Annotated in this window: 20 protein-coding genes and 1 riboswitch; of the genes, 10 read left to right on the top strand and 10 right to left on the bottom strand. The window is 63.3% G+C overall.

What is annotated here, in order from left to right; translation table 11 throughout:
* Window positions 1-104: 104 nt before the first annotated feature.
* Window positions 105-1,181, top strand: coding sequence for a branched-chain amino acid aminotransferase (locus AC0QUY_RS26955; RefSeq protein ID WP_475389247.1), 1,077 nt, complete (start codon window positions 105-107; stop codon window positions 1,179-1,181).
* A gap of 126 nt (window positions 1,182-1,307) precedes the next feature.
* Complete coding sequence (locus AC0QUY_RS26950; protein ID WP_475389246.1) at window positions 1,308-2,198, top strand: branched-chain amino acid aminotransferase; 891 nt, start codon at window positions 1,308-1,310, stop codon at window positions 2,196-2,198.
* Window positions 2,199-2,427: 229 nt separating this feature from the next.
* On the opposite strand, the gene AC0QUY_RS26945 is transcribed toward AC0QUY_RS26950, so the two are convergent.
* Window positions 2,428-2,646 carry a hypothetical protein gene (locus AC0QUY_RS26945; RefSeq protein ID WP_202639386.1) on the bottom strand — a complete coding sequence of 73 codons (219 nt, stop codon included), beginning with the start codon at window positions 2,644-2,646 and terminating at the stop codon, window positions 2,428-2,430.
* 224 nt (window positions 2,647-2,870) lie between these two features.
* On the opposite strand from AC0QUY_RS26945, the gene AC0QUY_RS26940 reads away from it, so the two are divergent.
* The 4 genes from AC0QUY_RS26940 to AC0QUY_RS26925 all read left to right on the top strand — a co-directional run bounded on the left by AC0QUY_RS26940 (window position 2,871) and on the right by AC0QUY_RS26925 (window position 5,889).
* Window positions 2,871-3,401, top strand: coding sequence for a YegJ family protein (locus tag AC0QUY_RS26940; protein ID WP_475389245.1), 531 nt, complete (start codon window positions 2,871-2,873; stop codon window positions 3,399-3,401).
* 105 nt (window positions 3,402-3,506) lie between these two features.
* Complete coding sequence (gene hisS, locus AC0QUY_RS26935; RefSeq protein ID WP_475389243.1) at window positions 3,507-4,982, top strand: histidine--tRNA ligase; 1,476 nt, start codon at window positions 3,507-3,509, stop codon at window positions 4,980-4,982.
* A gap of 111 nt (window positions 4,983-5,093) precedes the next feature.
* A complete protein-coding gene (locus AC0QUY_RS26930) occupies window positions 5,094-5,303 on the top strand; it encodes a tautomerase family protein (protein WP_475389241.1) in 210 nt (69 codons plus the stop codon).
* 190 nt (window positions 5,304-5,493) lie between these two features.
* Window positions 5,494-5,889, top strand: coding sequence for a thioesterase family protein (locus AC0QUY_RS26925; protein WP_161849726.1), 396 nt, complete (start codon window positions 5,494-5,496; stop codon window positions 5,887-5,889).
* A gap of 145 nt (window positions 5,890-6,034) precedes the next feature.
* Here the strand turns inward: AC0QUY_RS26925 and proC are convergent, their stop codons facing one another.
* The 3 genes from proC to AC0QUY_RS26910 form a co-directional block, all read right to left on the bottom strand.
* Window positions 6,035-6,865, bottom strand: a complete 831-nt coding sequence (proC, locus tag AC0QUY_RS26920; protein WP_475389240.1) for a pyrroline-5-carboxylate reductase — start codon at window positions 6,863-6,865, stop codon at window positions 6,035-6,037.
* A gap of 183 nt (window positions 6,866-7,048) precedes the next feature.
* Window positions 7,049-7,549, bottom strand: coding sequence for a type III secretion system chaperone family protein (locus tag AC0QUY_RS26915; RefSeq protein WP_161849724.1), 501 nt, complete (start codon window positions 7,547-7,549; stop codon window positions 7,049-7,051).
* A 422-nt stretch (window positions 7,550-7,971) separates the two neighbouring features.
* Window positions 7,972-9,594 (bottom strand): glycosyltransferase 87 family protein, encoded by a 1,623-nt coding sequence (locus AC0QUY_RS26910; protein WP_475389239.1) that lies wholly within the window; start codon window positions 9,592-9,594, stop codon window positions 7,972-7,974.
* A gap of 177 nt (window positions 9,595-9,771) precedes the next feature.
* Here AC0QUY_RS26910 and AC0QUY_RS26905 point away from each other — a divergent pair, with 177 nt between their 5' ends.
* A complete protein-coding gene (locus AC0QUY_RS26905; RefSeq protein WP_475389237.1) occupies window positions 9,772-11,283 on the top strand; it encodes a hypothetical protein in 1,512 nt (503 codons plus the stop codon).
* 8 nt (window positions 11,284-11,291) lie between these two features.
* Here the strand turns inward: AC0QUY_RS26905 and AC0QUY_RS26900 are convergent, their stop codons facing one another.
* Complete coding sequence (locus AC0QUY_RS26900) at window positions 11,292-11,891, bottom strand: SAM-dependent methyltransferase (protein ID WP_475389235.1); 600 nt, start codon at window positions 11,889-11,891, stop codon at window positions 11,292-11,294.
* Complete coding sequence (locus AC0QUY_RS26895; protein WP_475389311.1) at window positions 11,891-12,934, bottom strand: glycosyltransferase family 2 protein; 1,044 nt, start codon at window positions 12,932-12,934, stop codon at window positions 11,891-11,893. The genes AC0QUY_RS26900 and AC0QUY_RS26895 overlap by 1 nt, the downstream gene beginning before the upstream one ends.
* A 270-nt stretch (window positions 12,935-13,204) precedes the next feature.
* Between AC0QUY_RS26895 and AC0QUY_RS26890 the strand changes: the two genes are divergently transcribed.
* Window positions 13,205-13,900 (top strand): class I SAM-dependent methyltransferase, encoded by a 696-nt coding sequence (locus AC0QUY_RS26890; protein WP_475389234.1) that lies wholly within the window; start codon window positions 13,205-13,207, stop codon window positions 13,898-13,900.
* Window positions 13,901-13,908: 8 nt separating this feature from the next.
* Here the strand turns inward: AC0QUY_RS26890 and AC0QUY_RS26885 are convergent, their stop codons facing one another.
* Window positions 13,909-14,886 (bottom strand): Bug family tripartite tricarboxylate transporter substrate binding protein, encoded by a 978-nt coding sequence (locus AC0QUY_RS26885; RefSeq protein ID WP_161849720.1) that lies wholly within the window; start codon window positions 14,884-14,886, stop codon window positions 13,909-13,911.
* A gap of 185 nt (window positions 14,887-15,071) precedes the next feature.
* A riboswitch (FMN riboswitch) is annotated at window positions 15,072-15,224 on the top strand.
* 78 nt (window positions 15,225-15,302) lie between these two features.
* Here AC0QUY_RS26885 and AC0QUY_RS26880 point away from each other — a divergent pair.
* Window positions 15,303-15,887, top strand: coding sequence for a 6,7-dimethyl-8-ribityllumazine synthase (locus AC0QUY_RS26880; RefSeq protein WP_161849719.1), 585 nt, complete (start codon window positions 15,303-15,305; stop codon window positions 15,885-15,887).
* A 181-nt stretch (window positions 15,888-16,068) separates the two neighbouring features.
* On the top strand, window positions 16,069-16,878 hold the full coding sequence (locus AC0QUY_RS26875; protein WP_161849718.1) for an SDR family NAD(P)-dependent oxidoreductase: 810 nt from the start codon (window positions 16,069-16,071) through the stop codon (window positions 16,876-16,878).
* Between the two features lie 243 nt (window positions 16,879-17,121).
* On the opposite strand, the gene AC0QUY_RS26870 is transcribed toward AC0QUY_RS26875, so the two are convergent.
* The 3 genes from AC0QUY_RS26870 to AC0QUY_RS26860 form a co-directional block, all read right to left on the bottom strand.
* Window positions 17,122-18,075, bottom strand: coding sequence for a ribose-phosphate pyrophosphokinase (locus AC0QUY_RS26870; protein ID WP_161849717.1), 954 nt, complete (start codon window positions 18,073-18,075; stop codon window positions 17,122-17,124).
* Window positions 18,076-18,243: 168 nt separating this feature from the next.
* Window positions 18,244-18,867, bottom strand: coding sequence for a hypothetical protein (locus AC0QUY_RS26865; protein ID WP_161849716.1), 624 nt, complete (start codon window positions 18,865-18,867; stop codon window positions 18,244-18,246).
* Window positions 18,868-18,956: 89 nt separating this feature from the next.
* The gene (locus AC0QUY_RS26860; RefSeq protein WP_161849715.1) at window positions 18,957-19,214 is read right to left on the bottom strand and encodes a hypothetical protein; all 258 of its coding nucleotides are present in this window, start codon (window positions 19,212-19,214) and stop codon (window positions 18,957-18,959) included.
* Window positions 19,215-19,217 lie beyond the last annotated feature (3 nt).

Genomic DNA, 19,217 nt, shown 5'->3' with positions numbered 1-19,217 from the left:
GAACCGGCCGCGTGGCGGTGAAGGTCCAGACCTATCAAGCCAGCAGGCCCACAGAGGCAGGCCGGCGCCAAATCGCGCCGATTTCGACAGCGGGAAGCAAGGGAATGAGCTTAAAATTCGAAATCCAGCCTGCGGCGAACCCGACCTCCGAGCAGGAGCGCACGGCACGACTCGCGGACCCCGGCTTCGGCCGGGTTTTCACCGATCACATGGCGATCGTCCGTTACAACCAGGCCAAGGGCTGGCATGACGCGCGCGTCGAACCCCGCGCCAATTTCTCGCTCGATCCAGCCGTAGCTGCTCTGCACTACGCGCAGGAGATTTTCGAAGGCCTGAAGGCCTACAAGCGCGACAACGGCGTGAACCTGTTCCGCCCCGAAGCCAACGCAAGGCGCTTTAATAATTCGGCCGAGCGCATGGCGATGGCGCCGCTGCCCGAGGCTATATTCATCGAAGCGGTCGAGCAGCTCGTTCGCATCGACAGCGCCTGGATACCGGGCGGCGAGGGCAGCCTCTATCTGCGGCCCTTCATGATCGCGAGCGAGGTTTTCCTCGGCGTGAAGCCGTCGGCAGAATACATCTTCGCCGTCATCGCCTCGCCGGTCGGCTCCTACTTTAAGGGCGGACCCGCGCCGGTGTCGATCTGGGTGTCGGAGAACTATACCCGCGCCGCGATCGGCGGCACCGGCGCCGTCAAGTGCGGCGGCAATTACGCCGCGAGCCTGCGGGCGCAGGCCGAGGCCATCGAGCACGGCTGCGATCAGGTCGTCTTCCTCGATGCGGTCGAGCGCCGCTATATCGAGGAGCTCGGCGGCATGAACGTCTTCTTCGTATTCGACGACGGCTCGCTGCTCACGCCGCCGCTCGGCACCATCCTGCCGGGCATCACCCGCGATTCGATTATCGCGCTGGCGAAGGATTCCGGCACGGTCGTGCGCGAGGAGCTCTACACGATCGATCAGTGGCGCAAGGATGCCGCCAGCGGCAAGCTGAAAGAGGCGTTCGCCTGCGGCACCGCGGCCGTCATCTCGCCGATCGGCAAGGTGTGTTCGGCGAGCGGCGATTTCCAGATCAGCGGCGGCGTCGCCGGCCCTGTCGCCATGGGGCTGCGCAAGAAGCTCGTCGATATCCAGTACGGCCGTGCGGCGGACCCGCACGACTGGATCAGGAAGGTCCTGTGACCGGCGGCGGAATTCTTCCGCTGCTCAAGCGATAGATCACTTGAAGCACTCGGTAGCGCGCGTCTCGTCGAGTCGCGCGGGGCTGACGCGCGGCTCATCGAAACAGCGCCAATCCGGGAGGAGACCATGGGAGTTTCGTTCGACAAGATCGACGGCGTCATCTGGTACGATGGCCGGCTGGTGCCGTGGGCCGACGCCAACGTCCACATCCTGACCCATGGCCTGCATTATGCGAGCTGCGTGTTCGAGGGCGAGCGCGCCTATGGCGGCAAGGTCTTCAAGAGCACCGAGCATTCCGAGCGGCTGAAGGCCTCGGCCAATATCCTCGACTTCGAGATTCCCTGGTCGGTCGCCGAGATCGACGCCGCCAAGCAGCTCGTGATCGACACGAACAATCTGCCGGACGCCTATCTGCGCCCGATCGCCTGGCGCGGTTCGGAGATGATGGGCGTGTCGGCGCCATCAAATACCATCCATCTCGCCATCGCCGCCTGGGACTGGCCGAGCTATTTCGATCCGGCCGAGAAGCTGAAGGGCATCCGGATGGGCATGGCCGAATACCGGCGGCCCGATCCGACGACGATTCCGGCGATGGCCAAGGCGTCCGGCCTCTACATGATCTGCACCATCAGTAAGCACAAGGCGGAGCGCGCCGGCTATGCGGACGCGATGATGCTGGACTGGCAGGGCCGCGTCGCCGAATGCACCGGCGCCAACATCTTCTTCATCAAGGACGGCACGATCCATACGCCGATCGCCGATTGCTTTCTCGCCGGCATCACCCGCGCCACTACAATCGACCTTGCCAGGCGCCGCGGCATCGAAGTGATCGAGCGCCGCATCATGCCGGAGGAACTCGACGGCTTCACCGAATGCTTCATCACCGGCACCGCCGCCGAAGTGACGCCGGTCGCCGAGATCGCGAACTGGAAGTTCACGCCCGGCAAGATCTCCGAGCAGTTGATGGCGGACTACACCGCTGAAGTGCAGCCCAAGGGAAAGGCCGCGGCTGCCTAAGGTCCGTCATTTCCCTTGGCGGATCTCCCTTCTTCCCTTGCGGGAGAGGCGTCGCCTCACGAAGTGAGGCGACGGGCGAGGGGTCTGTCGCCGCGGATACAAACCCCTCATTCAGCACGGACTTCGTCCGCAATGGCCGCTGCAGCGTTGGCCTCGTCGGTGCCGCATCCAAACGTCCCGCTCCTTCATCGACATTTAGCTTGATGCGCTCGCGGCATGAGCGAACGGCTTACTTCTTCTCGTCCTTTGGGGCCGGTGCACCGTCCTTTTCCCTTTTGATATTGCCCTTGGTTGCGCTCATGCCGGTCGTGTCCATCGAACCATCTGGTTTGGCGCCGCTCGTCGTTCCGGGCTTCTCCATGCCGGTCTGCGGAGCGGGACCGGTGTTCTGGGCAAAGGCCGAGCCGCACAGGAGCGTAAGTGCAGTGACGGTGATAAGCTTCTTCATAGCGCTCTCCTTTGGAGACCTACAGGTAATTCGGCGCGCAACGTGTGGTTCCCAGGTTGGCGGCCCAGCATGGCCCCCCATGCCTGCAGTGAGCCATCAAAAGGCACGGAGTAGCACTCCTCTTTGCCCTCTTCCCGTGCGAGCGGGAGTCGTGAACTCTTCAGCGCCCTTGTGCGACCAACTTTCCGGATTGTGGATAGATTTCGGTTGGTGAAACGGTGACAATGACCTCAGCCCTTTCAATATGCTCCAAATGCGTCGTGGCGGCGGCCTTCGCAGCGGCCCTCGCGGTTCTCGGCTCCCCCACGGGAAACGTCTGGGCCCAGGATAGCTCCCAGGACCGCTCGCCGGTGATCGACGTCAACTCCGGCAATCCGGAAATGAATGCTGCCATCGCAAAGGCGCGGGCCACGCTGCCGGCGTTCTGGGCCTCCTACGATGCCCCAAAACCGTCGGAGACCGGTCACTCCCTCAAGGCGCGCTTTCCCAAACGGGGAAGCGGGAACGAGCACATTTGGATGGCCGATGTGAAGAAGATCGGTGAGGGTCGCTATTCGGGAAGGTTCGCCAATGTACCGCGTGACTTGCCCGGCAAGAAGGCCGGCGACATGGCTGAGTTCAAGGAAGCCGACATCTCGGACTGGATGTTCATGCGCAACGACAAGATCGTCGGCGGCGAGACCATCAAGCCGCTCCTGAAATCAATGCCGAAGGCCGATGCCGAAGCGCTTCGGGCGCGAATGGAATCCCCTTAAGCGAAAGGCGGAGCCAGGAAGGCGGCGAGCTCCTTCCTCGCCAACGCAGGAGAGGGGGCATCGGTCCGGGTTGCCCTGCCGCGCCTCGGCTGGTACCTAGCCGCCATGGCCGAGAAACCGAAAAAACCGCAGAAATTGAAGGCGCGTCTGCCGCGCGGGCTGGAAGATCGTGGCCCGGCCGCGATCGCCGCGACGCGCCAGATGGTCGAGAAAATCCGCGAAGTCTACGAGCGCTACGGCTTCGAGCCGGTGGAAACCCCAGCGATGGAGTTCACCGACGCGCTCGGCAAATTCCTGCCCGACCAGGACCGGCCGAACGAGGGCGTGTTCTCGTTCCAGGACGACGACGAGCAGTGGATCTCGCTGCGCTACGATTTGACCGCGCCGCTGGCGCGCTATGTAGCCGAGAATTTCGACGCGCTGCCAAAACCGTATCGCAGCTACCGCGCCGGTTACGTCTATCGCAACGAGAAGCCCGGTCCCGGCCGCTTCCGCCAGTTCATGCAATTTGACGCCGACACGGTGGGCTCGGCCTCGCCGGCTGCGGACGCCGAGATGTGCATGATGGCGGCAGACACGATGGAGGCGCTCGGCATTCCGCGCGGCTCTTATGTGGTGAAGGTCAATAACCGCAAGGTGCTGGATGGGGTGCGCGATGCGCTCGGTATTGCCGATGACGGACAATGGCTGACCGTGATGCGTGCGATCGACAAGCTCGATCGGCTCGGTATTTCAGGTGTGCAGCAATTGCTCGGCGAGGGCCGCAAGGACGACTCGGGCGATTTTACCAAGGGGGCTGGCCTCAAGGCGGACGATATAGCGTTGGTCGTTGGTGCGATCGAGCAGGGTGCAGAGATCGACGCGCGTTTGCGCGACAGTAAGATCGGACAGGAAGGTCGCGACGAGCTCGACGCCATCGGCAAGCTGGTAACGGCGTCGGGCTATGGGTCGGATCGAATTGTCATCGATCCCTCCGTCGTGCGCGGCCTCGAATATTACACCGGCCCGGTCTACGAGGTCGAACTCACGCTCGAAACCAGGGACGAAAAGGGCCGCCCCGTCCGCTTCGGCTCGGTCGGCGGCGGTGGGCGGTATGACGGCCTCGTCTCGCGCTTCCGCGGCGAGCTGGTGCCGGCGACGGGATTTTCCATCGGCGTGTCGCGGCTGCAGGCGGCGCTGACGATGCTCGGCAAGCTCGATACGCGGCCGGAGTTTGGGCCCGTGGTCGTCACTGTGTTCGACCGCGACCGCGTCGCCGATTACCAGAAGATGGTCGCAGAACTCCGCAATGCGAACATCCGTGCCGAGCTCTATCTCGGCAATCCGAAGAACATGGGCAACCAGCTCAAATATGCCGATCGTCGCAATTCGCCTTGCGTGATCATCCAGGGCTCGGATGAGAAAGCGCGCGGCGAAATTCAGATCAAGGACCTGATCGAGGGCGCGAAGGCCGCGGCCGCGATCGCTTCCAATCAGGAATGGCGCGAAACTCGCCCGGCGCAGTTTTCCTGCGGCGAGAGCGAGATCGTCGCCAAGGTGCGCGAGGTGCTGGCGCGCCATGACGTGAAGTGGGGTAGCTGAATTCGTCATACGCGGGCTTGACCCGCGTATCCATCTTCAAAATGATGGATTGCCGGGGCAAGCCCGGCAATGACAATCTGCGAGTAAGCAAAAACAAAGGGAGCACTACCAATGCCTGAGATTACCGTGAGCATGGCCGCCGGCCGCACTGACGAGCAGAAGGCCGGCATGATGCGTGACATCACCCAGGCGCTGGTGAAGAACCTCGGCGTCGATGCCGATGCGGTAGTGATCCAGATCAACGAAGCGCCGCCGGCCCACAAGATGAAGGGCGGCAAGACCTTCGTGGAGCGCGCGGCGGCTGCCGCGGCGAAGAAGTAACTCTGCCTTTTCCTTCTCCCCTTGTGGGAGAAGGTGGCGCGGATGAAATCCGCGCCGGATGAGGGGTTCTATCCGCGATTACCGACGCGAGAGATTCACTCGCGGACAGAGACCTCTCACCCGTTTCAATCGCGCGTTCGGCGCGATTGATCCACCCTCTCCCACAAGGGGAGAGGGAAGGGAGCAATCCATGGATGCACGCGATTTCATCAAGGTCGGCATGAGCGCGGAACGCAGCCTCGTCGTGCCGCCGGAGCGCACGGTCGGGCATTTCGTGCCTGATATGCCGATGGTCTATGCGACGCCGATGATGATCCTGGAAATGGAGATGGCCTCGGGCGACGCCATCAGGCCCTATCTCCAGCCGGGATGGATCACGGTCGGCACCGAAGTCGACATCCGCCATCTCGGCGCCTCTCTGGTCGGCGCCACGGTGCGGGTCACGGGAAAGGTCGTAGCCGTCGAACGCCGCGTGATCCGCTTCGAGGTCGAAGCCTTCGAGGGCGAGCGCAGAATAGGCGACGGCCGCCACGCCCGCGGCCTCGTCAATGTCGAGATGTTTACGAAGCGGTTTGCGGGGAAGTAGCGGCTTGCTCGGAGCCGTAGGGTGGGCAAAGGCGCATTTGCGCCGTGCCCACCATCAAGCATCGCGCTCGTGACGGTGGGCACGCTTCCGCCTTCGCTCTGCGAGCTACGGCGGACAAGTCGCTTTGCCCACCCTCTGATTCCACTTACTTCGCCAATTCCTTTGAACGCTTCGTCGCCGCGGCGATCGCGCGGATCATCAGCGGCTGCATTCCGTCCTTCGCCATCAGCACTTCAAGCGCGGCGGCGGTGGTGCCGCCGGGGGAGGTGACGTTCTGGCGCAGCGTGGCGGAAGCAAGTTCCGAGCGATGCAACAATTCGCCGGAGCCCGCGACGGTTTCGCGCGCGAGCCTGCTCGCAAGCTCCGCCGGCAGGCCGGCCTCGACGCCGGCGCGCGCCAGCTCTTCGGCGAGCAGGAAGACATAGGCGGGGCCGGAGCCGGAAACCGCGGTCACCGCATCCATCAGGCCTTCGTCGTCGACCCATTCGACCGAGCCGGTGGCGCGCAGCAGCGCATCGGCCGTGGCGCGTTGCGCGGCACTGACATTTTTCGCCGCGACCGCAACTGTGATGCCGCGGCCGATCGCAGCCGGCGTGTTCGGCATCGCGCGAACCACCATGCCGCCGCAGACTTTTTCGAGCGCCGAGATCGGCGTGCCCGCCATGATCGAGACGACAAGCGTGTTCGATCCGACGAAGGACTTTAATATCGGACCCGCTTCGGGAAACGTCTGCGGCTTCACCGCCACCACTAGCGTATCGACCGTGCCGGCGTCCTTCGGATTGAGACGGACGCCTTTGACGGCGAGCGCCTTGATCTCTTCGGACGGGTGAGGCTCGACTACCAGCACGCGGTTGGCGTCGAGGCCGCCGGCCAGCCATCCCGTCAGCATCGCGCCACCCATCTTGCCGGCGCCGGCCAGCGCGATGGTGCCGTGGAGGTTTTGAAGTGCGTTGGTGTTGTTCAAAGTCGTCACCACAAGCTCTGCCGTCGTCCCTGCCTAGCGCGCAATTGCGTTCGGGGCAGGGACCCATAACCACAGCCGGTTCTAGTAAAGCTCGGAAGGGGCCACAAGCAGTTTGCTTGAGTCCCGCGGTCACGGAGTATGGGTTCCTGCGTTCGCAGGAACGACGCCGCGTTCGTGAAAACGACGGTGGGCTTACGCCTCGCCCTCGGTATCGAACATCGCCGCGCTCATGGCCTCGGCGGCGCTCTTTCCGGCCCAGACCACGAACTGGAACGCGGGGTAATAGCGCTCGCAGGCGTGGATGGCGCCGGCCAGCATCACCTCGCATTGCGAGGTCGAGGCGGTCAGCCCGCCCGGCAAGACCAGCGCCTGCCGGTACATGATCATGCCGGTATGGGTCCAGATATCGAAATGGCCGACCCATAGCTGCTCGTTGACGGCGGCGATCAGCCGCTGCACCTCGGCGCGGCGCGCCGGCGGAATCTTCATGTCGAAGGAACAGGCGAGGTGCAGCGCCTCGATCTCGGGCATCCAGGTGAAGGAGAGATGGTAGTCGGTCCAGTTGCCCTTGGAGACGATCGTGACTTCGTCTTCGCCCGAACGCTCGAACGCCCAGTTGTTCTCGGCGGCAATGTCCTCGACTGCCGCGAGCGGGTTGTTCCGGGAATCAAAAATGCTTTCGAGGAGGGACATGCCGTCTCGACCCTGTTTCTTGAATTCTTCTGATACGCACGCGGAGCACGGCGCGCGTTGAACTGAGGCGGCGCTGCCGGCTGCAATCCCCTGATCGCTGATCGTCTTGGGGCCTGCCGAGGTTCAAGTGATGTGATTTGCGGAATCTGCGCAACTGACCCCTGAGTCCATCCACAGGCCAAAGCGGCGTCGTCCACAGGGTGTTCGAGGCCACGGTTATTAATTTGAGAACAAACCGGAATCGGATTCGAGCGTCGAGGAGTCTGTCGCGTCGGAAAATGAGGCGGGTCTGCCACATTGGTTAATATGTGGTTAATTTTCTCAGGTCAGTCCGACGTCACGTCGCCCGATGGCACCCGATTCTCGAACTGCAAAAGACCGGCCAACAGGCGGCCTGAAGGAACGGCGGGAACGCCGTGGTCCTATTTCTCGCGCGCAATCAGCGGACACGCCTCGATCGCAGTCCCGAGCCACGCGCCTTCGATTTCGACGCACGGCCGGGAGGCATCGACGCGCAAACCATATCGTTCCAGCAGCGTCTCGCGGATCGGCTTGCCGCGCGTATTCAACGCCCATGCGCCGCCCGGCAACGGATCCTTCAACGCGGTGCGGATGCGGCGGTCGAACTGGCCGTCGGGCATGATGGGAAGCGCGATGTCGGCGATCTGAAAGAACCGCGACTGCGGCGGCAGCAGCGGAGCGACATAGGCCAGCGGTTTATCGACCAGAAAGTAGAAAGCGGGCTGCTCAAGGGATTTCGAGATGCTCGGATTATAGGGATTGGACCAGGGGCGGCGGAACCAATCAGCCGGTTGCGTCCACAGCGCGATCGCCACGGCCAGGGCAAGCATCACCGAATTCGTCGACATCGAAGCTGCGCCCGGCGAGGCAACTCCGGACATCGCCGCGATGCTGCGGTGGATCAGCAGGACGATCAGGGGCGCACACAACAGCTCCAGCACGATCGCGTAGCGATGAATCGCAAATACTCCGAGCCATGTGGCGTATGAGACGATGCAAAACACCAGGAACTGAACGTCGCGGCGCGTGAGGATCGAAGTGTTGGTGATAAGGCTCCGGCCGATGCCGAGCACGAGCAGCACGGTTGCGACCGCAAATCGGGCATCGCGGAACGGATATTCAGAGCTCCTGTTGTCGCCGACCAGCCAGTAGAACGGATACGCCAGGGCATCGAGCAGGCCCCGGGGCATGAACTGCCAGTCCATGATGTTCATCGGGACCAGTTCGGGGGACTGGAACACGGCGTTGAAGAGCGGGAAGATCGGATTGCCCATCTCGCGCCAGAGCATCAGTCCCCACGCGCCGCCCGTCGCCAGGGCGCCGATCGCACCGCCAACGCCGAGGCAGAGCGTCGCCGGTAGCGGCCGCGTCGCAACGAGTACGGCGGCGGCCGCGCCGAGCGCAAAGGCGACATTGGTCAACTTCAGTCCGACGGCCGCGCCGATCAGGAGTCCCGCGAGCACATAACGCCCGGGACGCGATCCATCCGCCGATACGATCAGGATGCAGCCGGCAACAACCGGAAGCGCGGTGAGAATGTCGGAGAAGCTCGTGCCCACTTCCGAAAGCGTCATCGGCCCGACTGCGGCGATCAGGATCGCGGCTGCGATCGCACTTGCCGTCGCCGCTTCCCGCAACAGGATGCGCACCAGAAAATAGATCAGCAGCAGATTGAGGCCGTGCACCGCGCCGATAATCATCAGGCCATAGGGCGATGGCAGCAGGTGGCGCAGATAGTAGACCGGGAAATAGACGGTCGGATTGAAATAGGTCTGGAAGCCGGCCGGCAGGGCATCGATGCCATAGCGGCCGGTGATGACAGCCCAGACATTGTACTCGTGGTAGTTCAGCCAGTCCCAGTTGACGTCCTCGCCGGCAAACCAGGTGTAGATTGCGCCGGCCAGCAACGAGCCGAGCGCGATGGCCATCGGCACCAGGATCTTGGTCTGAAGGATTGGCGTCTGCCAGGCCCAATCCGCGGGCCTTGCTGCCTCCGTATCGGCAACGTCAGCGGCGTGTGTCACGCTTGCTCCATGTGCGTCGCCCGGGCGATCTGGAGTTGGGCACGACAGATACCTCTAGGGCGCCGGCTTTAAGGATTCGTGAATGTTTCGCCCTGCATCGATGCGTCGCGGGCGGTTTGCAAATCGCGCGTTAACGCTCCTTCGCTAGCGTCGGACACTTGTTCGCAGGACTGGCTCATGATCTCGGAATTCGCCGCGGCTCCCCGCTGTTCGCCGTCTGATACGGCGGAACGGGAAGGGCTGGGGCCGACGCTGCTGCTGACCGGCATTGTCTTCGTCGTCGCTGTCCTGCTGCGGCAGGTCGTTCCCCTCAATACGGATGTGAGCTGGCTGCTCGTCGTCTGCGAACGCATGCTGGATGGCCAGCATCTCTATCGCGACATCATCGAGATCAATCCGCCGATGGCGGCCTTTGCCTATCTGCCGGGCGTCGCGCTGGCGCGCGTCCTCGGCGTCGACCCGCGGCACGTGATCGATGCCCAGCTTCTGCTGCTGGCTGCCGCCTCCCTGTTTGCGGTATCGCGCATCCTGCGTCTGTCATCGACGTTGGCGCAATTGAGGTGGAGTCCATTCGTTATATGGGCCGCGGCCGTGGTGACGATCCTGCCGATGCATGTCTTCGCCCAACGCGAACATATCGCAACGCTCACCTTCCTTCCGGCGCTTGCGGTCTATGCGTTGCGCAGCAACCGCGACCCGTTGCCGTTCTGGGCGATCCTGATTGCCGGCGCCGGCGCCGGCATCACGCTGGCGTTCAAGCCGTTCTTCACGGTGCCGGCCGCGTTATGCATTCTGTTCAGCGCGTTTCGCTCGCGCTCGTGGCTGACGCTATTGGCACCCGAAAACATCATCGCCGCGGTGCTGGTGATCGCAGTCAGCGTCAGCACATATGTCTTCTATCCCGAATATTTCACGGTCACCTATCCCTTGGTGCGCGACACCTATCTGTCGTGGTCGATGCCGGCCTCGGTGATCTTCCTGAATGATGCAACGCTGGTGTTCGCGATCGCAATCGTCTCGGTGCTGCTGGTGCGTCAGAAGAGCGAGATCGACACGTTGCTGATGGTGACGATGCTCGCCTCCGCGGGATTTGCCGTATCGTTCTTCCTGCAGCGGCGCGGCTGGGCCTATCATTCCTATCCGATGGTCGCAGTGGCGTTGCTCGCGATGGGCTATGCGCTCACGCGTGTGGTCGACTGGCGATCGCGCCGTCTCGAGGTCGCGTCCGCGGTCGCGCTGGCTATGGCCTTTGGGCTCGGCATGCTGTGGTTCTATGGCAATGTCCATGTCGGCCCGGTCAGGGAAACGGTCGCCGGCCTCAAATCCAACCCGAGAATACTGGTGCTGAGCGGTGAGGCGGCGATCGGGCATCCGCTGGTGCGCGACGTCAGCGGCGTGTGGGTTTCGCGCCAGGAAAACCTCTGGATCCGCGAATTCGTGCGACTGACGCGCGAAAGGACTCTTGTCGACGCGGCGACCGATGCGAAGCTGAATGACTATCTGGCGCTGGAGCGCAAATGGCTGATCGAGGATTTCAGGAAGCTGCCGCCCGACATCGTCCTGGTCGACAATCTGCGCAATGACTGGGGCGCCTGGGCCCGCGCCGACGCCGAGGTGTCGCAGTTGCTCAAGCCTTATACGCTCGTCGGCTCGGTCGCGGGGATCGACGTGCTGCGCCGGAACGATTGACGGCGCGGCTACTTCTGCGAGACGCCGATGATGAACGTGTAGGGTACGCGCGAATAGTCGTCGCGAATCGCGAGGTTCACTTTTCCAAACGCGCGGCGAAGCACCTTGTCGTAGCCGTCGCGGTCGCGGACGAATTCGCCGCGGTCATTGTCGAGCAGCCATTTGGCGACACGAGACTGTCCCTCGCGATAGCAGCCGTCGAGCGTGAACAGGACTCCGTCTTCCTTGAGCACGTCGCGGATGTCGGCAAGCGTGGTCTGCAGGCCGTCGTCACCGATGTGATGCAGGACGCCATTCATCATGACGACGTCGGCGCCGGCGAACTCACGGGCGGCTGCGGCGTCGAAATGGCGGCAATGAAACTTCCCGAGACGGCCGAACGATCGCCTTGCATAGGCGATATAGGCCTCGTCGATATCGAAGCCGGTATAGTCGATGCTTTCGGGCAGATGGCGGAGGATGTGGCCGGGCCCGCATCCGATGTCGATCACCCGCATTCCCGGCCGCAGTGTCAGATAGTCGGCGATCGCCTTGATCCGGGCGCCGAAGAAGCCGCCGGCGTTCTGATAGGCCTGGTACAGCGCGGGATGGTTCAGGATCGCCTTCATCAGGAGGCCTCGTCATAGGCATGGCTGCGCGCGTTCGGTCCCGATTGGGCCAGCAGGGTCTTGAACGGCGCTTGCTCGACTCGATCCTCGCCGTCGGTCGCATGGTGCGGCAGCCGCCCGCGCCGGTGGATGTGCGAGATCACGAACAGCGGGCGGTTCTTGGACTGGATATAGAGACGGCCGATATATTCCCCGATCAGCCCCAGCACGAGGAGCTGGACCGAGGAGATCATGACGACCAGCAGCGTCAGACTGGTCCAGCCGGGCACGGTGCCGGAGAGGACCCAACTGACGACGGCGCCGATGCCGACAAAGGTGAGGACCGTGGTTAGGAGCGCGCCGACATAGGTCGCGATCCGCAACGGCACCATCGAAAAGCTGATCAGCGCGTCGGCGGCAAAGCCGATCATTTTCGCCAGCGGATATTTGGTGGTGCCGGCATGGCGCGGATTGCGGTCGTATTCGTAGGCGACCTGCTTGTAGCCGAGCCAGGCCACCATGCCGCGGATGAAGCGATCATGCTCCGGCATCTGCACGAGCTGGTCGGAGATGCGGCGGCTCATCAGCCGGAAATCGCCGGTATCGACCGGAATCTGGACGCGCGTGATCCTGGCGAGCAGGCGATAGAAAGCCTCGGCCGATTTCTTCTTGAAGCGGGTTTCACCGGCGCGGCTGCGCCGCAGGCCATAGACCACGTCGGCGTTTTCGCGCGCCATCATCTCGTACATCGGCGTCAGCAGGTCGGGCGGGTCCTGCAAGTCGGCATCGATGACCAGCACGAGGTCGCCGCGCACAGTGGACAATCCCGCCGTCAGCGCCAGTTGGTGGCCGTGGTTGCGCGAGAGCCGTACGGCGACGACATTGCGATCTTCCGCACAGAGCTGGTTGATCAGCTTCCAGGTGTCATCGGTCGAGCCGTCATCGACCAGGATCAGCTCGAACCGCTGGCCGCACAGCGCGCGCGCGGCTGAAGTCATCTGGTCGTGGAATTCGCGCAAGCCCTCTTCTTCGTTGTAGCAGGGTACAACGATGGACAGAAACATCTTGCCGGGACGCGGCATTCCGTCCTGAATTTCCATGGGTTTGGCAGCCTGTCCGGCAAATGAATCGATGCGAAGCGCTACCTGCGATAATCGATGAAGCCCGGTTAATTGTTCATCAATTTTTAGAGCCGCGGGGCTACGATTCGTCGAAGCCAAGCTTGGCGCAATTAATCAAATGTTTAGGCGCTGTCTAAACGTTGCGTCACGACGACCGTCGGCCCGTGCACACCCGCCCCGCCGGCGTCTTTTTCGGGAACCTGGATCGCCAGCATGGACGAGGCCGAATTCGATCGTTTCGCCGACGCCTATTACGAGCAGCATCGCGAGAATGTCGCGGTCACTGGCGAGGGTCCGGAATATTTCGCCGAATACAAGATCAGGCAGCTCCGGCAGATCGTAGAGCGCGAGCAGATCGGCGTATCGCGGATCTGCGATTTCGGCTCAGGGATCGGCAATTCGATTCCGTTCTTTCGAACGTATTTTCCGGACGCTGCCCTGACGTCGTCAGACGTCTCGGAGCGCAGCCTCACGCTGGGCAAGCAGCGCTACCCCGGGACCGGCAATTGCGTTCTGATCGAGGGGGGCCGCATTCCCTGCGAAACCGCCTCGTTCGATGTCGCGTTCTCGGCTTGCGTGTTCCACCACATCCCGCATGGCGAGCACGTGACATGGCTGAGCGAATTGCACCGGATTACCCGGCCGGGCGGACTGATCGCGATCTTCGAGCACAATCCGTTGAACCCGCTCACCGTTCATGCGGTGAACACATGCCCGTTCGACGAGAACGCCAAGCTGATTTTCGCGCGCAATCTTGCGAAAAGAATGGGTTATGCGGGATGGACGTCACCGCGCATTCAATACAATTTGTTCTTCCCGCGGGCGCTGGCGCGATTGCGACCGCTTGAAGCCAGGCTCGGTTGGCTTCCACTCGGCGCGCAATACGTCACCTTCGCGCGCAAGATGTAGCCGGCGCATCACTCCGGCTTGAGCCCGCCCGCGCGAACCACCTTGCCCCACTTCTCGGTTTCGTCCGCAATCAACCTGCCGAAATCGGCTGATGATCCCGGCATCGGTGCGCCGCCGATCGCGGCAAGCCGGGCCTTCATGCCGGGGTCGGCAATCGCCGCGTTGATCTCCTTGTTGAGCTTGTCGACGATTTCGGCCGGCGTGTTTTTCGGCGCGGCGAAGCCGTACCACTGGCTGGCTTCGTAGCCCGGCACGGCATCGCCCACCGTCGGCACCTCCGGCAGCTCGGCCATGCGCGTGGCGGTCGTCACCGCGAGCGCACGCAGCTTGCCGGTCTTGATGTGATCGGCGGTGCCGGGCGCGGCGGCGAACAGGATCTGCACCTGGCCGCCGATCAGATCCGTCATCGCCGGGCCCTGGCCGCGATAGGGGACATGGACCATGTTGACGCCGGTCATCATCTTGAACAACTCGCCCGCCATGTGCGGCGCGCTGCCGCTGCCGGCCGAGGCCATGTTGACCTTTCCGGGATTGGCCTTGGTGTAAGCGATGAACTCGGCCAGCGTCTGCGCCGGCACTGAGGGGTGGACCAGCACCACCATCGGCACACGGATGACGCCGGCGACCGGCGCGATATCGCGGACGAAGTTGAAATTGAGCTTTTCGTAGAGCGAGGCGTTCACCGCGTTCGGCACGGTCGCCAGCAGCAGCGTGTAGCCGTCGGGTGCCGCGTTCACGACCGCCTCGGTGCCGATATTGCCGCCGGCGCCGGTCCGGTTCTCGACCACGAAGGGCTGGCCGAGACGGTCGGCCAGCCACTGGCCGATCAGGCGTGCTGTGATGTCGACGCCGCCGCCGGCAGCGAAGCCCGCGACGATTTTCGTCGGCCGTGTCGGATAATCCAGCGCCGATGCCGGGCGCGGCAAGGCGGGCGCGGCGATCAGCGCGCCGGCAAGTTGGAGGAAATTCCGGCGTAGAAGTTTCATGTCGAGTATCCCCCCTTTTTGAGTACAACCCTATCCCAACTGCGGCGGCCTGAGTAAAGGTCGTCAGCCTTTGCTGCGCGCCCTGTCCCGGCGGCATGGGGACATGCCGATTCCCCATGTCAAAGGCGCTTGCTGCCGCCCCGGCCTTGGTCATATTCTCAGGTAGGTCGTCCATTCCGGGCGGCCGATGTTCTCAGGGCGGGGTGAAAATCCCCACCGGCGGTAAGGGTGACGTAGCCCAAGCCCGCGAGCGCCTTCCTCTCTCCCGGGAAGAAGGGTCAGCAGATTCGGTGTGAATCCGAAGCCGACGGTTATAGTCCGGATGAAAGAGAACGGTTTGCGGCGGCCTGCGCACGTTTGCGCGTCGGCCGACGTCGTTCCGTGTGCCCTGATTCTGGTCCTGAAAGAGGAAAGCCATGAATCAGACGTTGCTAGAACCTGAAGTCCAATCTCCACCCCAGCCAGCCGAAGCCAGTCACGTGCCTGACGTGCCCGAGCGACCGCCGGCGCCGGTGCATCCGCGCTTCGTCAAGCCGCAGCGCATCGCCTTCGTGCAGTCGTCCTGGCACCGCGATGTGGTCGAGGAATGCCGCATCGCCTTCCTCGAAGAGATCGAAGCGCGCCATATCACGCGCGCGCAGGTCGATCTGTTTGAGGTGCCGGGCTCGTTCGAGATACCCCTGCATGCGCAACTGCTCGCCAAGACACGGCGCTACACCGCGATCGTGGCTGCGGGGCTGGTGGTCGATGGCGGCATCTACCGCCATGAATTCGTCGCGGACACCGTCATCAAGGCGCTGATGGACGTGCAACTTCGAACCGAAGTGCCGGTATTCTCGGCGGTGCTGACGCCGCAGCAATTCCACGACAGCGCCGTGCACCACGATTTCTTCCGCAAGCACTTTGTCATCAAGGGCATCGAGGTCGCGGAAGCCTGCGCCAACACGCTGCACAGCCTTGAGCGTTTGCGCGGACAAGTGGCCGCGGGGATCGTGGGGTAATGGGGCGGTAGCAGAACCCGTCATTGCGAGCGAAGCGACTTGTCCGCCGAAGCCTTGGCGAAGGCGGAAGCAATCCATAGCCTGCAAGAAAGATGGATTGCTTCGTCGCTTCGCTCCCTTGCGCAAACGCATTGCGTTTGTCGCAGGCAATGACGAACGGATGCAGGATTGGAGGTCATCAATGGTCAAAGCCGGAGACGAATCTTGGCTCGGCCTCTCAGGCCGCGTCTGCGTGGTGACGGGCGGCGGCGGTGGCATCGGCCGCGCCGTCGCGTTAAGCCTTGCCCAGTCCGGCGCCCGCGTCGCCGCCATTGATCTCGACGAACGCGGTCTCGAGGTGACGCGCACCGAGCTTGGCAAGCTCGGTTCTGACCATGCCATTGCCCGCTGCGACACTTCCGATGTCGCGAGCGTCACTGCGGCATCCGCGACGGTCGAACAATCGCTAGGGCCGTGCGATGTGCTGGTCAACACCGCCGCTGTGCTGCGTCCCGGCGCGCTCGACGCCCTGACGCTTGCCGAATGGAACGCGGTTCTCTCCGTCAACCTGACCGGCTACTTCCTTTGCGCGCAGGTGTTCGGCCGGCAAATGCGCGCCCATGGCCGCGGCAGCCTGGTGCACGTGGCCTCAATCGCCGGCAGCAATGCGCAGGGGCAAAGCGGCGCCTACAGCGTCAGCAAGGCCGGCGTGATCATGCTGTCGCGCCAGCTCGCCAATGAATGGGGGCCGCACGGCATCCGCAGCAACGTCGTCAGTCCCGGCATGGTGATCACGCCAATGAGTCAGGCCTTCTACGATACGCCTGGCGTGACCGAGCGGCGCTCCGCCGTGGTACCGTTGCGCCGGGTCGGCATGCCGCAGGACATGGCCGATGCCATCCTGTTCCTCGCCAGCGACCGCGCGTCCTACATCAACGGCGAGGAGATCATAGTAGATGGCGGTTACGCCAATATGCTGATGAACCTGGTGCCGCGGCCGGGATTTGAATGAGGTGGCGAGCCGGGTGGGCAAAGCGACTTGTCAGCCTAAAGCGTGATGACTTTTCTTCGAATCGTCATCCCGCTTTATCTTTTTGTTTGAGCATGATCTTTTCGGAAAACCGCTGCACACTTTTCCGGATCATGCTCTAGCTCGCAGAGCGAAGGCGGAAGCGTGCCCACCAATCAGGATCACGGTCGAAGATGAACGGTGGGCACGGCGCAAGTGCGCCTTTGCCCACCCTACAAGCCTGCCTCAGTCGAACAGGCTCGACACCGATTCTTCCGACGCGGTGCGGCTGATCGCTTCCGCGATCAGGGGCGCGATCGACAGCGTGCGGATATTGGCGGCCTTGTTGACCGCTTCCGTCGGCAGGATCGAGTCGGTGATGACGAGCTCTTTCATCTTCGACGAGGCGATGCGCGTGGCAGCCCCGCCTGAGAGCACGCCGTGGCTGATATAGGCATAGACTTCCTTGGCGCCGTTGGCGATCAACGCGTCAGCCGCGTTCACCAGCGTGCCGCCGGAATCGACGATGTCGTCGATCAGGATGCAGGTATAGCCCGCGCAGTCGCCGATCACGTTCATGACTTCGGATTCACCGGCGCGCTCGCGGCGCTTGTCGATGATGGCGAGCGGGGTGTTGATGCGCTTGGCAAGGCCGCGCGCGCGAACCACGCCGCCGACGTCGGGCGACACCACCATGACGTTGGAAAGATCGAAGCGCTCCTTGATGTCGCGCACCATGACCGGCGAGGCGTAGAGATTGTCGGTCGGGATATCGAAGAAGCCCTGGATCTGGCCGGCGTGCAGGTCGAGCGTCATCACGCGATCGACGCCGGCACGGGTGATCAGGTTGGCAACCAGCTTGGCCGAGATCGGCGAGCGCGAGCCAACTTTGCGGTCCTGCCGGGCGTAGCCGAAATAGGGAATCACCGCCGTGACGCGGCGGGCCGAGGCCCGGCGCAGCGCGTCCGTGATGATCAGGAGTTCCATTAGGTGGTCGTTGGCCGGGAATGACGTCGACTGGATTACATAGACGTCGGAGCCGCGGACGTTTTCCTGGATTTCGACGAAGATTTCCATGTCCGCGAACCGGCGGACCGTCGCCTTGGTCAGCGGCATATGCAGCCAGTTGGAGATTTCCTGGGCCAGCGCGGGGTTGGAATTGCCGGCGACCAGCTTGATCGAGCCGTTCTTGGCCGCCATTGACGCTTCTCCTCGCGCCTTGCTGGATACGACGTTCAGCATAGAAATCCTCGGGAACCGGCGCGTTTTGATGAGCGAGGAGATATCAGGCAGGTGGCTCGGCTGGCAACCCGTCGCCCCGGTTTTCCCGGCGAAAAATAGGCCGTTACCGGACTATTCCGGGGCCAATTATTGGGCGCTGTAGCCCAGCGCCGTGACGCCCACGGCATCTTGGGCGGGTGCCGTCGCTTCCACACTCGCGACCGCCGGACCGCGGCGCTCCGGGGCCGGCGCTGGCGCCGTATCCGGGGTTCCGTTAACCATGCCGGAGAGACCGCTGAAGCCGGCCTGCGCGATTTTGCGCAAGACCAGGTCGTCGGCCGCCGCCCAGGCGTCGCGGCCGGCCTTGCCGGCCGGCTCTTCGCCGGAAAGCCGCAGCGCACGCTGCTGGTTGTTGTCATAGACGTCCCAGACCCAGGCAATCACGGTCTTGCCGCGAACCACCTGTGCCGAGAGATAGCTGCGCACGCGATAGGAAGCACCGCCCTCGCGGGAGACGATCGACAGGTTGCGCAGCTTCGATTCGCTGTCGAGCACGCTGACCATGCGGTCGAACACCTGCGGCGGCGGACCGTCGATCGATTCGAACGCCACGGTGGGCCCGCCGCCCGCGCTCGTTGCCATCGCGTAGGACCCGCTGGCCGCGCCGCCGCCGCCGGCACAGCCGCCGAGCGCGGAGGCGGCAACAAGCAGCACTGCCGCGATCATGGCGCGCGGGGCTTGCAGGCACGAAGCGGTCAGGGGGTTCCTCATTGCCCCCTGCGATATCGTTAAAATGTGTTAAGGTCTAGGGCAGCGAACGCACCGGCTCACCAAAAAGATTGCCTCGCGCCCATCCTGCTTCACCTTGTTGTTGCCAGAATTCTCCAACCCCGCAGGATTGATCGATGCGAGCCTTCGTTCTCGACGGTTATGGCGCGATCGCCGATCATGTGCGCGTTGCCGAGCTTGCCGATCCGGCCCCGGGCCCCGGCGACGTCCTGATCGAAATTCATGCCGCCAGCCTCAATCCGATCGACGTCAAGATCGTGCATGGCGATCTGAAGCGCGTCTCGAAATATCAACTGCCGCGCCCCGTTCGGCTTCGATGCCAGCGGCATCGT

The sequence above is a fragment of the Bradyrhizobium sp. WYCCWR15520 genome (assembly GCF_056174665.1).
The sequence above is the reverse complement of the archived record's forward strand: the minus strand, read 5'-3'. Positions and strand labels throughout refer to the sequence as shown.